Origin of the sequence: Corynebacterium sp. c3Ub_189 (genome assembly GCF_039907195.1) — a bacterium.
Classification (GTDB): domain Bacteria; phylum Actinomycetota; class Actinomycetes; order Mycobacteriales; family Mycobacteriaceae; genus Corynebacterium.
Map to the genome: position 1 here is coordinate 75,091 of NZ_JASBOF010000006.1, position 17,144 is coordinate 92,234.

14 protein-coding genes are annotated in these 17,144 nt (G+C 56.7%); 10 read left to right on the forward strand and 4 right to left on the reverse strand.

Going from position 1 to position 17,144, the window contains the following annotated elements; all coding sequences use genetic code 11:
• The first annotated feature begins 104 nt into the window (after window positions 1–104).
• The 3 genes from polA to QKD99_RS04575 all read left to right on the forward strand — a co-directional run bounded on the left by polA (window position 105) and on the right by QKD99_RS04575 (window position 4,129).
• The gene (gene polA, locus QKD99_RS04565; RefSeq protein ID WP_347950835.1) at window positions 105–2,753 is read left to right on the forward strand and encodes a DNA polymerase I; all 2,649 of its coding nucleotides are present in this window, start codon (window positions 105–107) and stop codon (window positions 2,751–2,753) included.
• The gene (locus QKD99_RS04570) at window positions 2,737–3,696 is read left to right on the forward strand and encodes a crosslink repair DNA glycosylase YcaQ family protein (RefSeq protein WP_347950836.1); all 960 of its coding nucleotides are present in this window, start codon (window positions 2,737–2,739) and stop codon (window positions 3,694–3,696) included. The genes polA and QKD99_RS04570 overlap by 17 nt, the downstream gene beginning before the upstream one ends.
• Window positions 3,697–3,772: 76 nt before the next feature.
• Window positions 3,773–4,129, forward strand: a complete 357-nt coding sequence (locus tag QKD99_RS04575; protein ID WP_284766196.1) for a hypothetical protein — start codon at window positions 3,773–3,775, stop codon at window positions 4,127–4,129.
• Here QKD99_RS04575 and QKD99_RS04580 read toward each other — a convergent pair.
• Window positions 4,093–4,563: an RDD family protein gene (locus QKD99_RS04580; protein ID WP_284766195.1), complete on the reverse strand. Its 471-nt coding sequence runs from the start codon at window positions 4,561–4,563 to the stop codon at window positions 4,093–4,095. The two genes, QKD99_RS04575 and QKD99_RS04580, sit on opposite strands and share 37 nt — an antisense overlap.
• Before the next feature lie 9 nt (window positions 4,564–4,572).
• Window positions 4,573–5,304: a class I SAM-dependent methyltransferase gene (locus tag QKD99_RS04585; protein WP_284766194.1), complete on the reverse strand. Its 732-nt coding sequence runs from the start codon at window positions 5,302–5,304 to the stop codon at window positions 4,573–4,575.
• Window positions 5,305–5,554: 250 nt separating this feature from the next.
• Here QKD99_RS04585 and rpsA point away from each other — a divergent pair, with 250 nt between their 5' ends.
• The 7 genes from rpsA (at window position 5,555) to QKD99_RS04620 (ending at window position 13,737) form a co-directional block, all read left to right on the forward strand.
• Window positions 5,555–7,015: a 30S ribosomal protein S1 gene (gene rpsA, locus QKD99_RS04590; RefSeq protein ID WP_023021654.1), complete on the forward strand. Its 1,461-nt coding sequence runs from the start codon at window positions 5,555–5,557 to the stop codon at window positions 7,013–7,015.
• Between the two features lie 296 nt (window positions 7,016–7,311).
• On the forward strand, window positions 7,312–9,363 hold the full coding sequence (locus QKD99_RS04595; RefSeq protein WP_284786764.1) for a glucose PTS transporter subunit IIA: 2,052 nt from the start codon (window positions 7,312–7,314) through the stop codon (window positions 9,361–9,363).
• 81 nt (window positions 9,364–9,444) lie between these two features.
• Window positions 9,445–10,044 carry a dephospho-CoA kinase gene (gene coaE, locus QKD99_RS04600; protein WP_284810453.1) on the forward strand — a complete coding sequence of 200 codons (600 nt, stop codon included), beginning with the start codon at window positions 9,445–9,447 and terminating at the stop codon, window positions 10,042–10,044.
• A 90-nt stretch (window positions 10,045–10,134) separates the two neighbouring features.
• Complete coding sequence (locus QKD99_RS04605) at window positions 10,135–10,497, forward strand: DUF4259 domain-containing protein (protein WP_284810452.1); 363 nt, start codon at window positions 10,135–10,137, stop codon at window positions 10,495–10,497.
• A gap of 40 nt (window positions 10,498–10,537) precedes the next feature.
• Window positions 10,538–12,631, forward strand: coding sequence for an excinuclease ABC subunit UvrB (gene uvrB, locus QKD99_RS04610; RefSeq protein WP_284766189.1), 2,094 nt, complete (start codon window positions 10,538–10,540; stop codon window positions 12,629–12,631).
• Window positions 12,632–12,760: 129 nt separating this feature from the next.
• Complete coding sequence (locus QKD99_RS04615) at window positions 12,761–13,213, forward strand: universal stress protein (protein ID WP_005323274.1); 453 nt, start codon at window positions 12,761–12,763, stop codon at window positions 13,211–13,213.
• A gap of 83 nt (window positions 13,214–13,296) precedes the next feature.
• Window positions 13,297–13,737: a universal stress protein gene (locus QKD99_RS04620; protein WP_239279280.1), complete on the forward strand. Its 441-nt coding sequence runs from the start codon at window positions 13,297–13,299 to the stop codon at window positions 13,735–13,737.
• Window positions 13,738–13,807: 70 nt separating this feature from the next.
• On the opposite strand, the gene QKD99_RS04625 is transcribed toward QKD99_RS04620, so the two are convergent.
• Both QKD99_RS04625 and QKD99_RS04630 read right to left on the reverse strand, forming a co-directional pair.
• Entirely contained in the window at window positions 13,808–14,824 is a 1,017-nt protein-coding gene (locus QKD99_RS04625) for a phosphatase domain-containing protein (protein ID WP_347950837.1), read from the reverse strand.
• A 20-nt stretch (window positions 14,825–14,844) separates the two neighbouring features.
• On the reverse strand, window positions 14,845–17,070 hold the full coding sequence (locus QKD99_RS04630; protein ID WP_347950838.1) for a UvrD-helicase domain-containing protein: 2,226 nt from the start codon (window positions 17,068–17,070) through the stop codon (window positions 14,845–14,847).
• Between the last annotated feature and the right edge of the window lie 74 nt (window positions 17,071–17,144).

Genomic DNA, 17,144 nt, shown 5'->3' on the forward strand with positions numbered 1-17,144 from the left:
CAGGCACTAGGCGAATTCCTAATTGGGTAGGGGCAGCGGGGGAATGCCCACGTCATTCACAAAATCTGCACCGGGGTGTTCGGATGTCGGCGTGCTTCTCTAGGATGGGGCAGGTGACTACTAATCAGCCTCGACTTCTGCTCATTGACGGCCACTCTATGGCCTTTCGCGCCTTCTATGCCCTGCCGGTGGATAATTTCTCCACCTCAGGAGGTCAGCACACCAATGCCGTGTATGGCTTCTTATCGATGCTCTCTAATATCGTGGCGGAAGAGGCCCCCGACGCCATTGCGGTGGCATTCGACGTGGGGCGCAAGACCTTCCGCACTGAGATGTTCCCGGACTATAAGGCCCAGCGCGAGGCCGCGCCGGAGGAATTCAAGGGTCAGGTAGACCTCATTCGCGAGGTGCTCGAGGTACTAGGCATTACCACCCTCTCTCGTGAGAACTACGAGGCCGATGACATTCTGGCTACTCTCGCAACCGAGGCACAGGACTATGAGACTCTCATCGTCACCGGAGACCGTGACTACCTGCAGTTAGTTAATGAGTCCACGACGGTGCTCTATCCCATGAAGGGCGTATCCACGCTCCACCGCTTTACCCCATCCGCGGTAGAAGAAAAATACGGTCTCACCCCCGCGCAGTACCCAGACTTTGCCGCCCTGCGCGGCGATCCTTCCGATAATTTGCCGGGCATCCCAAAGGTAGGCGAGAAGACGGCCACCAAGTGGATTGTCAAGTATGGAGACTTGGCATCCTTGGTAGAGCACGCCGAGGAAATTAAGGGCGTGGTGGGCAATAACTTCCGCGAGCGCATCGAGCAGGTGCAGATGAACCGCAAGCTCACCCAGATGATCACGGACATGGACTTAGAAGTCGGTCCCGACGATTTGGCGTTTAAGGAAGCCAAGGTCGCCGACGTTGCCGCCAAGTTCGATGACCTAGAGTTCGGTACCAACCTGCGCGATCGCGTACTCGCCGCCATTCCCAATGATGGTGCTGAGGCAGCGCAGCAAGCCGAGGAAGTCCAAGAGCTAGAAACAGTCATCGACGATGAGCCATTGTCTCAGTGGCTGCCTGGCCGTAAGCACGTTGCAGTTTATGTCCAAGGCGAGGGAAACCCGGGGCAGGGTGATGCTTCGGCGATTGCTTTCGTGGACCAACAACGCCACGGCCTGCAAGTGGAGCTGGGCGATCTTACTGCCGAGGATGATAAGGCCCTTGCGCAGTGGTTGGCCTCCGATGCGCCGAAGTATTTCCACGAAGCGAAGGCCGCTTTCCATATGCTCGCCGGCCGCGGGATTGAGCTGGCAGGCATCGCTCATGACACGGCCCTTGCCGCTTACCTGTTACGCCCCGGTCAGCGCACTTACGCGCTTGCCGACGTCTACCAGCGCCACCTCCAAAAGACCCTCGGCGCCGCCACGGAACAGCTTTCCCTGCTGGATGATTCCTCTCTAGTGGACCAGGCCGCAGCAATTATGGAGCTTGCAGAAAGGCTCACCGCAGAGCTACAGGAGATTGACTCTTTCGAACTCTATACCGACCTCGAGCTGCCGCTGGTAACCATTCTGGCGCGCATGGAGGCTACCGGAATTGCCGTTGACGTTGACATTCTCGAAACGCAAAAGGATGCCTTTGTAGAGCAGGTTGCCGAACAAGAACGTGCCGCCCGCGAGCTTGCCGGCGATGACAAGCTCAACCTCAACTCGCCAAAGCAGTTGCAAACCGTGCTCTTTGAGACATTTGAGCTGCCCAAGACCAAGAAGACGAAGACGGGCTATTCCACCGCGGCCAAGGAGATTGAACAGCTCGCGGCTAAGAACCCTCACCCTTTCCTCGATCATCTCTTGGCACACCGCGAGTACCAGAAGATGAAGACCACCTTGGAAGGTCTCATCAAGACCGTGCAGCCTGACGGCCGCATTCACACCACGTTTAACCAAACCGTGGCCTCTACCGGCCGCTTGTCATCCACCGAACCCAACCTGCAAAACATCCCCGTGCGCACCGAAGCAGGCCGCCAGATTCGTTCTGCCTTCATCGTGGGCGAGGGCTTCGATGAACTCATGACTGCGGACTACTCCCAGATTGAGATGCGTGTCATGGCGCACCTCTCCGCTGACCCGGGCCTCATCGAGGCCTACAAGGAAGGCGAAGACCTGCACAACTATGTTGGCTCTCGAGTCTTTGACGTTCCCGTTGACCAAGTGACACCCGAGCTGCGCCGCCGAGTCAAGGCCATGTCCTATGGGTTGGTTTACGGTCTTTCCGCTTTCGGTCTATCCCAGCAATTAGGCATTCCGGCGGGGGAGGCAAAGTCCATCATGGAAAGCTACTTTGAGCGCTTTGGCGGCGTGAAGAAGTACCTCGATGAAGTCGTGGTCCAAGCCCGCAAGGATGGCTACACGGCAACGCTCTTTGGCCGTCGCCGCTACTTGCCAGAGCTCAACTCCGATAACCGCCTAGCGCGCGAGAACGCGGAGCGCGCAGCGCTTAATGCACCGATTCAGGGCACTGCCGCAGACATTATTAAGGTGGCGATGATTCGCGTGGACCGCGCACTGCATGGAATGAAGTCTCGCGTGTTGCTTCAGGTGCACGATGAATTGGTAGTCGAAGTCGCCCCCGGTGAGGCCGACACGGTTCGAGAGATTCTCGAGCGTGAGATGGACTCTGCCATCGAGCTCAACGTGCCTCTAGAGGTCTCGGCTGGTGCCGGCAAGGATTGGGATGCCGCGGCCCACTAGCGCGGTTTCTTTCTCCCGCCGAGAAAAGGCGCGCCTTAGGCTTGCCTCTCAAGGCCTAACCGTTCAGCGGTGGAAGAGCGCTGAGGAAGTAGTCCGTTCCTTCGGCGTCATGCAAGGCCAAGACCTGCATTCCATACGGCGCTCACTTGCTTTGCGGGCGGAAGACCACTCGGATGCTGGGAATATTGTGCGTGGATATCCCATGCGCAATACCCTTTTCGCGGCTTCTGTCAAGGACATAGGCTGGATAACTGAACTGTGCGCTAAAGGGCGCAAGGGGGACGCAGAGTTGCGAGCAAAGGTGGCCGAGCTCATCGATCGTCCGCTTTCGCGTGCCGAGCTTAAGGAACGGGCGACCACAGCGTTGCCTGAAGTGCCCTTCTGGCACGTTGTGCGCGTAGCAATGGAAAGCGGTCACGCCGTCTACTGTGGAGCCGAGCAGCTCATCACACCAGTGGAGCTGCCGGGGATAGACGAAGCTTTCAATGGAGACAAGGTCGCAGCTACCGCTGACCTAATGGTCCGGTATTTCCGCACTCATGGCCCAGCGACGCTGCCGGACTTTGCTTGGTGGACAAAGCTACCGCAAAGACTAATAAAGCCAGCAGCTGAAAACCTTCCGCCGGATATCGTGCGGTGTGGGGAAGAATCCCAGGACTTTGTCTCGTTAGAAGTAATAGATATGGCCGAGGCGCGAAGAAAGCGTTCGGTGTTCTTGTTGGGGGCTTTCGACGAGTACATCTTGGGATACCGAGATCGGTTATTCGCAATGACTTCAGAGGTTCACGAGATACTTGCCCCTGGAAACCGCGGTGTATTTCGCCGCGCCATTGTGGTGGACAGCCAAGTTTGTGGGACGTGGAATAAGCAAGCTATCGAGGATTTGGGCATACCGGGCTATGCTGAGCGGAAAGTTCAGAAACTGTGGCGGAATGCGCGCTAAGTTTTTTAGGTAGCCTTTTCTGTGCGGAGGAATTTATGCGTGCAAATGGAGAAACTAAGAAGGGAAATATTGTTCAGTGACTCTGGAAGAGAAAATGAATAAATGGAATCTCCGCTTTTTTGAAAGCCTGTGGGCCATTCAAGTGAATCTTCTTGCAGCCGATATTAATGACCTCGGGCTAGCCCAATTTCTTGAAGAGCATAAAGCCTCTGCAATTTCGTACCCGGTTTTTGCCGGGTCTTACTTTTTGATGGCCATGATCATAGCGCGCGTGGCGCCAAACCCTAAGGTTAGGAGATTAACGGCTGCTGGGGTGATGGTCGTATCCACGGCGCTTGCGTTTCTCTTTCCGTCCGCGTGGATGTTTGCCGCGTTGGTTATTTTCGCACTTGCTTATTACCTCTGGCCACGCAAAGAAGGCGTATCCATCTGAGGTCGGCGCTCCACTAGGCAATTGGCCAGCATGTCGAAAGGGGTTTGACCAAAAGCGAGCATGCTTATGCTGAGAATTGCTAAAAGTAGCGGCATGACTCCGGGCCAGCCTGTCAGCGTAAGCATTGTTAGCAATAGCCAGGAATTGCGCAGGCAAGCGGTGAAGAATCCTGGGTGGGTAGCAATGATTTCTAGCTGCAGGGACCATTTACCTAGCGAGGTGGATTTCGTGGCTTCCACCCATACTCGATAGGCGTAAAAGACCACGGCGGCGGCAATGGCATTATAGAGTTCTAAGGTCTCTCCCGTGAGTGGATGGTCGGCTACCGCGTTTACTACCCATCGCATTACCATGACGATGGCAGCGGCTAGGAAACTATCAATCCACCAGGCAATGCCACGTCGTATCAATAAGCCAATCCGGTCCAAAACCATGTCTATAGGTTAGCGGGAATTGCGGCAGACGAAAATAATCGTGCCGGGAAAGATTTCGCCTCGCTGTGGTGACCATTGGCCCCACGTAGTGGTGAGCTCCCTTGGCCATTCGGGCTCGATGATGTCCTCTATCAGGTAGGGGCCTTCGCCCTGTAAGGCCTTAAACCAGTCGGCGATGGTGCGGTGGAACTCCGCATAGGTGAGGTTGCCATCGCGGTCTTGTTCCACATAGGCGCGGTTGAAATAGCTGATACCGGCGGTGAGATCGGTGGGGTCGTCGGGGAAAATCCAGCGCATCGGGTGGTTGGCCGAAAGGACAAAGCGACCGGATGGTTTAAGAACGCGGGAGACTTCACCTAAGGCTAAGTCAAGGTTGGCAAGGAAGGGAAAGGCTCCGAACGCCGAAAATGCGGCGTCGAAGGAGCCGGTGGCGTAGGGGAGTGACAGTGCATCGGCCTGCGTTAAGGGGAGTCCGGGTGCAGCGTGGTTAAGCATGCCGCGGGAGATATCGAAGCCGGTGGCGAAGTGTGCGCGCGACTGCAGCCATTCGGTGCACGGGGCGGAGCCGCAGCCAATTTCGAGGACGGAGGAAGCCGAGACGTCGCCTAGCAAGTGCGCTTGGTCTTCGTGCAGCATTTCTGGGCACCAGTAAAAGGAAGATAGGTAGTCGGGGTGCTCGGCGTGGTAGTTGGCGGCGTCGCTATCCCAGTAGGCCTGGTTTGCGTGCGAGGGGGAAGTCACGGTGGAAGAAATTCCTTTGCGAAATAGTTGGTCCGCGTATTTGCCCTTTTAGCTGGACAGATGTAGTGTTAAACGGGCGTGTCTATGCCGCGGGTTGTTCTAAGCCCCTGTAGGAAGGCTTTAAGCAATCACGAGGCGGGATCGATTATTTCTCTTTTTAGCTGCATTTGTGCAGCTTAGCAAGCTTTTTTCGAGAGACGCGCAGTTGTCCAATTTCGATTTCCTACATTTATTCGGAGCATTTTTCAATATGCCATCTTCTAACACCCCGCAGGTTGCGATTAACGATATCGGAACCGCAGAGGACTTCCTCGCAGCTGTAGACGCCACCATCAAGTACTTCAACGATGGTGACATTGTCGAGGGTACTGTCGTCAAGGTTGACCACGACGAGGTACTGCTGGACATCGGATACAAGACCGAAGGTGTTATCCCTTCCCGCGAGCTGTCCATCAAGCACGACGTCAACCCGGACGAGGTTGTTGAGGTCGGCGATGAGGTTGACGCACTTGTTCTCACCAAGGAGGACAAGGAAGGTCGTCTGATCCTGTCCAAGAAGCGTGCGCAGTACGAGCGTGCATGGGGCGCCATCGAGGAGCTGCAGGCCAAGGAAGAGCCTGTTACCGGTACCGTTATCGAGGTTGTCAAGGGCGGCCTCATTCTGGATATCGGCCTGCGTGGCTTCCTGCCTGCATCCCTCGTTGAGATGCGTCGCGTCCGTGACCTGGAGCCGTACATCGGCCAGGAGCTGGAAGCAAAGATCATCGAGCTGGACAAGCAGCGCAACAACGTTGTCCTCTCCCGCCGTGCATACCTCGAGCAGACCCAGTCCGAGGTTCGCTCCGAGTTCCTGCACCAGCTGCAGAAGGGCCAGGTCCGCAAGGGCGTTGTTTCCTCCATCGTCAACTTCGGCGCCTTCGTCGATCTCGGCGGTGTCGACGGCCTGGTTCACGTTTCCGAGCTGTCTTGGAAGCACATCGACCACCCATCTGAGGTTGTCACCGTTGGTGACGAGGTAACCGTTGAGGTTCTGGACGTCGATCTGGACCGCGAGCGCGTTTCCCTGTCCCTGAAGGCTACCCAGGAAGATCCGTGGCGCGTATTCGCCCGTACCCACGCTGTGGGCCAGATCGTTCCGGGCAAGGTCACCAAGCTCGTTCCGTTCGGCGCCTTCGTTCGCGTCGAGGAGGGCATCGAGGGCCTGGTTCACATCTCCGAGCTGGCTCAGCGCCACGTCGAGGTTCCGGATCAGGTTGTCACCGTTGGCCAGGAAGTTATGGTCAAGGTCATCGACATCGATCTCGAGCGTCGTCGTATCTCTCTGTCCGTTAAGCAGGCAGACGAGGACTACACCGAAGAGTTCGATCCGTCCAAGTACGGCATGGCTGACTCCTACGACGAGCAGGGCAACTACGTCTTCCCTGAGGGCTTCGACCCTGAGACCAACGAGTGGAAGGAAGGCTTCGACGAGCAGCGTCAGGCTTGGGAAGCACGCTACGCAGAGTCCGAGCGTCGCTTCAACCTGCACACCGCTCAGATCGAGCGCAACCGCGCCGCAGCCGCTGAGGCTGCTGAGTCTGCAGAGTCCTCCAACTACTCCTCTGATTCCTCCGATGCAGCTCCGGCATCCGAGACTCAGGCAGAGGTTGGCGGCTCCCTGGCTTCCGACGAGCAGCTCGCCGCACTGCGCGATAAGCTGGCTGGCAACTAAAGCTTCCGCTTAGTTTCCGCTAAGCCTTAGGGCTTTGCTCACCGCCGCGCCCACTTCATCACCTAGATGAGGTGGGCGCGGCTTTTGTGATCTTATAGACAATTTGTGCAAACGTTTGCCAGATTGTTTAATGCCGCTAGGTGGTTGACCAGCGACGAAGTAAAGACAAATAGAAAAACTTCCTGGCAAGTCCACAAAACGGGCTTTTGTTCATGTGGGAATCTTCTTATACTCAAAGGTGACGTTATAGCCAGTGCAGTACTGGTTATAAGTGGTATCGAATTGAGGAGTAAGAAGTGGCATCTATCAAGGACACTTCCGCCCACATCGTTGAAAGTATTGGCGGCGCCGACAACATCACGTCGCTGACGCACTGTGCGACGCGCTTGCGCTTTCAACTTGCTGATGCGGGGAGAGTTGATCAAGAAAAGCTCGATAGCGATCCAGCGGTGCTTGGCACCGTGCCGCAGGGCGCTCACGGCTACCAGGTAGTCATGGGCGGCGGCGTTGCTGACTACTACAACGAGATCATCAAACAGCCCGGTGTGCATTCCTCCGGCGACAAAGAGGCGTCCTCGAAGAAGGAATATGACGGGGTTCGCGGTAAGTACGACTGGGTGGATTACTGCTTCGAGTTCCTTTCTGATACGTTCCGCCCTGTTTTGTGGGCGTTGCTTGGTGCCTCGCTCATCATCATGTTGCTGATCCTGGCAGACACCGCGCACATTCAGGATTTCCGCGCTCCGCTGGAGGAGCAGCCGGAAGGCTTCCGCTTGGCTCACGCCATGTACCAGTCGGTCTTCTACTTCTTGCCGGTGATGGTCGGTGCGACCGCGGCCCAAAAGTTGGGTGCGAATATGTGGGTCTCCGCGGCTATTCCCGCAGCTCTGCTGACTCCTGAATTTATGTCGCTGGGTGAGCAAGGCGATACGGTCAACGTATTTGGCCTGCCGCTGGTTATTAACTCTTATGGTTCCCAGGTTTTCCCGCCCATTTTGGCCGCAATCGGCCTGTACTGGGTGGAAAAGGGGCTAAAGAAGATTATTCCTAGCGCGGTTCATATGGTCTTCGTGCCGTTCTTCTCTCTGCTCATTATGATTCCGGCAACGGCCTTCTTACTCGGCCCGTTCGGCATTGGCGTGGGAAACGGCATTTCCTGGATCCTGTACCAGATCAATGATTTCTCGCCGTTCATCCTGGCTATCGTTATTCCGCTGCTGTACCCGTTCCTCGTTCCGATGGGCTTGCACTGGCCGCTGAACGTCATCATGATTCAGAACATCGCAACCTACGGCTACGACTTCATTCAGGGCCCGATGGGCGCATGGAATTTCGCTTGCTTCGGCGTCGTAGGCGCGGTCATGGTTATCTCCTTCAGGGAGAAGAACAATGCCATGCGCCAGGTTTCTATCGGTGCCTTCGCTGCGGGCATGCTTGGTGGCGTGTCGGAGCCTTCCCTCTACGGTATCTTGTTGCGCTTCCGCCGCAGCTACTACCGGTTGCTGCCAGGTTGTGCGATAGGCGGCGCCATCATCGGTCTCTTCGATGTCCGCGCTGAGGCCTTCGTCTTTACCTCTGCGTTGACCACTGGCGCTATGACCCCGCAGCTGGGTTACGTACTTGGTATCACGGCTGCGTTCCTTACCTCTTTCTTCCTGACCTTGTTCTTCGGCTACCGCACTGCAGAGGAAAAGCAGGCAGACTTGGAGCGCATCGCCCGCGAACAGGGCGAATCTGTGGAGGACGTAGCTGCTCGTTCGGAGTTTAAGCCCACCAATGCTGGGAAGGAAGAGTCCTCGAATGCGGGTGGCGCAGTTGCTGCCAGCGCTGCGGGCGCTGCTGCTACTGGTGTTGCCGCCAAGCAGGCTGGCAAGGACGACATCGTGCTGGATTCCCCTCTGGAAGGCGAGGCAGTAGATCTTTCGGAGGTTCCGGATCCGATCTTTGCTGGAGCAAAGCTGGGACCTGGCATGGCTGTGCTGCCAACTGGCAATACCGTCTATGCGCCTGCCGACGGCAAGGTGCTCACCGTTCAAAAGTCCGGCCATGCGGTAGGCCTAAGCCTCGACAATGGCGTGCAGCTACTCATTCACGTAGGTCTCGATACCGTTGAGCTGGGAGGCGAAGGCTTCGATGTGCACGTGGAAAAGAAGCAACGCATATCCGCAGGCGACAAATTGATTAGCTTTGACCCAGAGTTCATTCGTTCCAAGGGCTATAACTTGATTACTCCAGTTGTGGTCACTAACGCCACTAAGTTCGGCGCGGTCTCCGGCGAAGCCGGCCAGGTTACCCTGAATGATGATTTGCTCCGCATTCCACCGAAGCCAGAGGAAGCAGCGGAATAAGGGATCGCTGACACCTATAGCGACAGAGGAACCTCACATCATCGCGTATGGTGGGGTTCCTTTTCGCGTAGGGTGGCTGCCATGAAACTCATTGGGCTTACAGGTGGTATTGGCAGTGGCAAGTCAACAGTCGCGAGGATCTGCCGCGAACGCGGATGGGAAGTGGTCGATGCCGATAGCATTGCGCGCGACGTCGTCAAGCCCGGGCGGCCTGCGTTAGCGGAGCTGGCGTCAGCATTTGGAGAAGATATTTTGCTGGCAGATGGCAGCCTTAACCGCAAGGAATTGGCTCGGCGAGCCTTTGCGGACAACGAACGCACCGAGTTGTTGAATTCCATTACCCATCCACGCATCCAAGCGGAAACGCAGCGCCAATTCGCGGCGGCACGTGAAGATGGCTATGATTTTGCGGTTTACGATATGCCGCTTTTGGTAGATAATGGCTTAGACAAAGACATGGACTACGTCATCGTGGTGGACGTGGCGGTAGAAGAGCGCGTCCGTCGTCTCGTAGCTTCACGCGGGTTGGAAGAGGAAGACGCGCGCCGTCGCATTGCAGCGCAGGTACCTGATGAGGTGCGATTGGCCGCGGCTACGCACGTCATTGACAACAATGGGACGTTGGAGCAGTTGCGCGCGCGAGCGGCCGAGGTCATGGACCGCATAGAAGCGGACTCTTAGATGCGGAGTCACCCAAACTTTAACCGTTGGGCGGTTAGAGTTTACGCAGTTTAGAAGTTGTGTTAACTTTCGCGTCTTAAGCTACTCGCCGTGGGAACGTGGGATACTGGACCTTTTGATAATCACGCTGCGCGAGAACTGCTCGCTAGCCTGCGTGATGGTTCTTTCGATCTCACAGCCTTTCAGAAGTCATGCGCCGTGGAGCCCTTAGACTCTGATGACGCGGAAACCATGATCGCGCTGGGCGCTCTGTTAAAGCTGAAGGCTGATGCACTGCCGGAAGGCATTCACCGCGAGGAACTTGCACCCCTGTATACACCGCAGTCTAAAGCATGGTTGCGTCGCCGCATTAATAGTGCAATGTGCCCAGAGACGTCTTCTGTCTATGCGCTGTGGGAGACCACCGGCGAGCTGGAAGAGTGGCTGCGCACCGCGCAGGACTCCTTGCCGTGAACATAGCTAGCCGCGCCATATAAGCAGTAGAGTAGTGGGCATGGCTTTTGCTGCTGAACATCCTCTTATTCCAGATTCCGAGCACCGCGTCGTCAGCGAGGTCGAGCGCACCCCAGGTGAGTTTCAGGTTGTCTCTGAATACGAACCGGCCGGCGACCAGCCCGCTGCTATTGCAGAGCTCAACGAACGCCTCAACCGCGATGAGCGCGATGTAGTACTCATGGGTGCTACCGGTACTGGTAAATCCGCTACTGCCGCTTGGTTGATTGAAAAACAGCAGCGCCCCACGCTGGTGATGGCACCAAATAAGACCCTGGCAGCGCAGCTAGCGAACGAGCTGCGCCAGCTCCTGCCGCATAACGCGGTGGAGTACTTCGTGTCTTATTATGACTACTACCAGCCAGAGGCTTATATTGCGCAGACGGATACCTATATTGAAAAGGACTCGTCCATCAACGAGGACGTAGAGCGCCTGCGCCACTCGGCCACCTCGGCGCTGCTGTCCCGCCGGGATGTGGTGGTTGTGTCCTCCGTGTCCTGCATTTATGGCTTGGGTACCCCGCAGTCCTACTTGGATCGCTCAGTCATCATTTCCGTGGACGAGGAGCTGGATCGTGACCGCTTCCTCCGTTTGCTGGTGGATATCCAATACGAACGCAATGACGTGGGATTTACCCGCGGTACCTTCCGCGCCAAGGGTGACACGGTCGATATCATTCCGGCTTATGAGGAGCGCGCGGTGCGCATTGAATTCTTCGGCGATGATATCGATTCCCTTTACTACATTCACCCCGTCACTGGTGATGTCATCGAGGAAGTAGACGAGGTGCGCATCTTCCCCGCGACCCACTACGTGGCAGGGCCCGAACGCATGGAAAAAGCTGTGGCTGCCATCAAAGAGGAATTGGCCGAGCGCCTGGAGGATCTGGAAAACCGCGGCAAACTGCTGGAGGCACAACGGCTTCGCATGCGCACCGAATACGATCTAGAAATGATCGAGCAGGTAGGTTTTTGCTCCGGCATCGAGAACTACTCCCGCCACGTAGATGGCCGCCCAGCCGGCTCCGCACCGGCAACGCTACTGGATTACTTCCCCGAGGATTTTCTCACCATTATTGACGAGTCTCACGTCACTGTCCCACAGATTGGCGGCATGTTCGAGGGCGATATGTCCCGCAAGCGCAACCTGGTGGAATTCGGTTTCCGGCTGCCCTCCGCAGTGGATAACCGCCCGCTGACCTTTGATGAGTTTGAACAACGCGTGGGACAAACCGTCTACATGTCCGCCACCCCGGGTGACTTCGAACTTACGTCCTCGGACGGTGAATACGTGGAGCAGGTTATTCGCCCAACTGGTCTGGTGGATCCGAAGGTTACCGTCAAACCCACTAAGGGCCAGATTGATGATCTTATCGATGAGGTACGCACCCGCATTTCGCAGCAAGAGCGCGTACTGGTGACCACGCTGACCAAGCGCATGGCAGAAGACCTCACCGATTACCTCCTGGAGCAAGGCATTAAGGTGCGCTACCTGCACTCGGATATCGATACCTTGCAGCGCGTCGAGCTTTTGCGGCAATTGCGCTTGGGTGAGTTTGATGTGCTGGTGGGCATTAACCTTCTGCGTGAGGGCCTTGACCTCCCCGAGGTATCGCTCGTTGCCATCTTGGATGCGGACAAGGAAGGTTTCTTGCGCTCTACCACGTCGCTCATCCAGACCATTGGCCGTGCTGCCCGTAACGTCTCTGGCGAGGTGATTATGTATGCCGATAAAATCACCGATTCGATGCAAGAGGCAATCGAGGAGACGGAGCGACGCCGCGAAAAGCAGATTGCCTATAACAAGGAACACGGCATTGACCCGCAGCCTTTGCGAAAGAAGATTGCCGATATTCTTGACCAGGTCTATGAAGACGGCGGGGAAGAGGAGTCCAACTCCGATCCCTCTGCAGTGGTGGAGAAGCGGGATATTTCCAGCATGGCTACCGATGAGGTGCAGGCGCTTATCGACGACCTCTCGGCCCAAATGGGGGCTGCCGCGCGCGAGCTCAAATTCGAGTTGGCTGGTCGACTACGTGATGAAATCGCTGATCTAAAGAAGGAATTGCGTGGATTGAAGGAAGCGGGAATTTAGTTTTCTCCCCCTGAAAGTGATGAATGGCTCCGCGGGTGCTTCTCTCAAGAGCTGCGCTAGTTATACTGGATAAGTGCCAGAAGCGCCGTTTAGTTGTCACTGTGGAATAGTTCAACTGCAAGGAGAATAATGCTTACTTATAAAAACATTGCCGTCGGCACCGATGGCTCTGAAACCTCCCTGCGCGCGGTCCGCGCTGCGGCGTCCATGGCACGGGCGTACGACGCCAAGCTGATTATCATTTCAGCCTTTTATAACCACGCTGGATCCATGCTTGGTGCTCCGCGGGGCGACGAAGCCGGTCTGCCCGTTGTAAGTGAGGACATGGCCGGTACCTACCTGACCAATGCCACCCGTATCGCCGAGTCGGAGGGTGCGGAACACATTGAAATCGTAGGCAAATCTGGAGACCCAGTAAAAGCCTTGTTGGAGGTAGGCCAGGACTATGATGTGGACCTGTTCGTGGTGGGCAACCGCGGCGTGAACTCCGTTCGTGGTCGAGTCTTCGGTTCTGTGCCAACAGAACTAACCCACAAGTCAAAGGTAGACGTCGTCGTAGTTAATACCAGCGAGAAACGTTAAACATTTTTCGTTGTTACACTGGCAGTAAAGCCTTTGTAGGCTAAATAAACACTCTGGGTACACACCCACAAAGAAAGGTCATCATGAGCGACTACAACACGATCGTTGTCGGTACTGACGGTTCTAAGTCTTCTCTCCTCGCTGTAGAGCGAGCAGCTAAGATCGCCGCCGCATTCGATTCCACTCTGATTATCGGTTGTGCTTACTACGAGAACCAGGAGCAGGCTTCCAAGACCCTGCGCCAGGATTCCGTAACCATCTTGGGCGATGAGAAGGCCGAGGCAAACCTCAAGGACGCTAAGGCACACGCTGAGAAGTTCGGTGCTTCCAAGGTCGAAACCGCTGTTCGCCCGGGCACCCCGGTACAGGCCCTGATGTCCATCGTCAACGACAACGATGCTGACCTACTCATCGTGGGCAACCGCGGCATCAACTCTCTCACCGGCCGCCTGCTGGGCTCCGTGCCGGCAGACGTTGCTCGCCAGTCCGACTGCGACGTAATGATTGTTCACACCGTCAGCTAAGAACGGCAATTAAAACCCGCCTTGGTCTTGCTTTGAAAAGACCAAGGCGGGTTTCGTCGTTAAGCGCAGCTTACTCCGTAGGGTGTGCAGCGTTGAATGCGGCGGCAATGGCGTTGCCGTTTGCGCCCTGAATCAAGGGGATAGAGAAGTGGCCCTCCTCATTGGCATCGGCCAAAGGGCTAAGGGAGCCGTGGGAGAGCAACTGCTCCTGCGGGCTCAGATTGCGGATAAGCACAGAGTGAATCCGGTCCGGATGCTCATTAGCCACATCGCCGTAGGTCAATGGATCATGTTGTCCGTCATCGCCAATGAGAATCCATTGCATATCCGGGTAGGCGATGAGTAGATTGCGCAGCTGAACACGCTTGTGCTCCTGACCACTGCGGAAAAGCCCCGTTTCCGTAGGGCCCCAGTCCGTCAGCAGCATGGGACCCGCGGGGAAACCATGGTGGGACAGGAATTTCTTGAGCGAGCCAAAGGTATTCCAAGCGCCTGTAGAAAGATAAAACACTGGGGCTTGGGGGAAGCGCTGCTGCAGCTGAGCATAGAATTCGGCCATTCCGGGAACGGCCTGTCGCTTACTAGGGCGCTTGGCCCAGGAATTCCACGCCGCCGTTAGCGCGCGGGGCAGCCACGTGACAAGCACCGTGTCATCGATATCGCTAACGATGCCGATCTTGGCCGCCGGATCAACGATAAGTAGTTGGACTTCCACGGCATTCGCGTTTGCGGCCTCGATTGTTGCCGTATGCCATCCAGGCTCTAATTCGTGGTCATGGACTAGTAAGTCAATGTATCCGTTTCGATCGGTGGTGCCGGCGACAGTCTTTTCCCCAATAGTTACCGAAACGTCGTGGTGTCCTACTTGAATGGTAAGAAACTGCTGGTAGCCGCGCTCACCCCACGTATCCCTCTTGCCTTCATCAGGATCATGCATGAGTACGCGGCCGAAGATTCTCACCTGATCGGTGGTGCCATAACCGGTATATCCCACGATCAGGGGCTGCCATCCACGCCGTTGAGAGCGCTTCAAAGTAAAGGAGTTTAGTGAGCTTTCAGCTTTGCGCATGATGTCAGATAAGGCCATGGCACAAAGCTTACGGGAGCCTAAAGAACTTCGCCGCAGTCACCGACGAGCGTGAGCGATTGGGTGGCACGAGTGATGCAGACATAGAGGTTCTGCAATCCCTGTGGGGAGGCATCCACGATGCGCTGCGGATCGAGCACAATCACGTGATCAAACTCCAGGCCCTTATAGCGCTCCGCCGTGGCGGCGTCAATAACCGCTGTGAGCCTGCCGTCCTCTTCGCTGTGCACTCCAGGGGTGTAGGTACCCTGCTCAAGCCGGCGCACCTGCACTCCATCACGGATGGCTGTCGCCGGGATGGCATCAGGGTTAATCATTTCCAAAAGTCCATTGGCCAATTCCGTAATGGGCTGTGGGGTGCGATAGTTGACGGTTAAGAAGTGGTGACGGAATCGTTGAGCCACGAAAGGCTCGAGGGCCTCGCCCCAGTCATCAACACCTGCCGGGGAGCCGGTCTGGGAGGTATCACCCACCAAAGTCATCCACCGTGATGGACAGCGGCGGAAGAGCATTCGCCACTCCATAGGAGTTAATTCCTGGGCTTCGTCCACGATGATGTGACCATAAGCCCATGTATGGTCTTCGCGGGCGCGTTGGGCAGTGGTGCGTTTATCGCGTACCTCCTGGCGGTGCGCCAAGGTTTCGGCGTCGATGACATCGTGGGCAGAGAGGATTTCTGCTTCAAACATGTCATCGTCATTATCTGTGGACTCGGAGGAGGACAAGATATCCAATGCGTCTTCCGCATCCGCCACCTGCTCGCGCCACGCGGCATCATCGGCTGCCTTCTTTTCTTCAGGGTTGGGCAGGCCGATGAGGACGGCAAGCTCGTCTAACAAGGCCGCATCCGAATCCGTCCATGCTCGTCCCTCTGCCCGGTAGAGCGCTTCTTGGGTTTCTTCGTCATATCCGTGCGCGGCAGAAGCGATGCGCTCGCGCGAGGAGACTAGAGCAGCAAGTACATCTGTGGGGTGTAGTTCGGGCCAAAACTCATCGATCAAGGCAGTGACGGCTGCGTCCTCAGCAAGGTCATCGTGGAACTGATCGACATCGGCGCGCGAAAGAAGATTCTTTCCGCCAAGCGGATCGGCACCTACCGTGTCTGCCATCTGCTGGGCTAGGTCTTCTACGAGGTGCTCAATGAAGGCACCACGCGCCTCATTGTGTGGCTTTCGCGAGCGCCGTGCACGTGTACGGGCGCTTTTCACCATGTGTGGTGTGACGCTTAGGGTAAGGCCGTCGACTGCTAGCTCACGGGGGGCGTCGGGAAGCAGCTGGTAGTCCTTGACCGCGGCGGAGAGGATTTCCACCATGGCGTCGCTACCCTTGATTTCCCGAGCCACGAGGTCTTCCTCGTGGCTTGGTTCAATTCCAGGGAAGAGTCCGCCAATGGTTGAGAGCACCACGCCGGTCTCGCCCAGTTCGGGGAGCACGCGCGAAATATAGTCCAAGAAGCTGCTATTGGGACCAACGATGAGTACGCCCGTGGCAGAAAGCAGCTCGCGGTGGGTATAGAGCAGATACGCAACGCGGTGCAGCGCAACTGCGGTCTTACCGGTGCCGGGGCCGCCTTCTACCACCATCACGCCGCGGGTGTTATCGCGGATAATCTCGTCCTGCTCCCGCTGAATGGTCTCCACAATGGAGGCCATGTGGCCCGTGCGGGCTCGCTGCATAGCGTGATAGAGAGCGGATTCGCTCGCTACGCCGGTCTCTTCTTCACGCACGCCAGGGCCGGACAGAACCTCATCATGAATGCCGGTAACGGTGCGCCCTTTGGTCCGGATTTGGCGGCGGGTGTGTACGCCTTCTGGTTGGGCGGTGGTAGCGAGATAGAAGGGCCGTGCCATGGGGGCACGCCAATCTAGAAGGAGCGTGCGATAGTCATCTTCACGCGCATCGAGTCCCATGCGGCCGATGTAGCGGCGATCTAGGCCTTCCGAGGTGGGATTGTCCCCTGGGGCATCGATGTCGATGCGGCCAAAGACCAAACCCATTTGGGCCACATTGAGACGATCCAGCTTGGCTTGGAGCCCGTGGTATTCCGTTTCGCGGCGCACCAAAGCATCCGCGTCCGGGGTGGAGGGATCAACGTCCGCCTGCACCTCATTGAGCCGTTCATTTGCTGCAGCCACCTCATCGTCGAGGCGGGCGAAAAGGCCGTCCACATAATCTTGCTCCGTAGCGATGGCTTCGCGCTCCGAGGAACCTGCGGCCGCCGCGTGCTTTTGGGATGCTGAGTTCACGTGACTCCTTGGTGATTGGACGTTGATGGGGTGGAAGGTGCCGGGCACGCTGTCCGGCGAGGGGGAGAGATGAG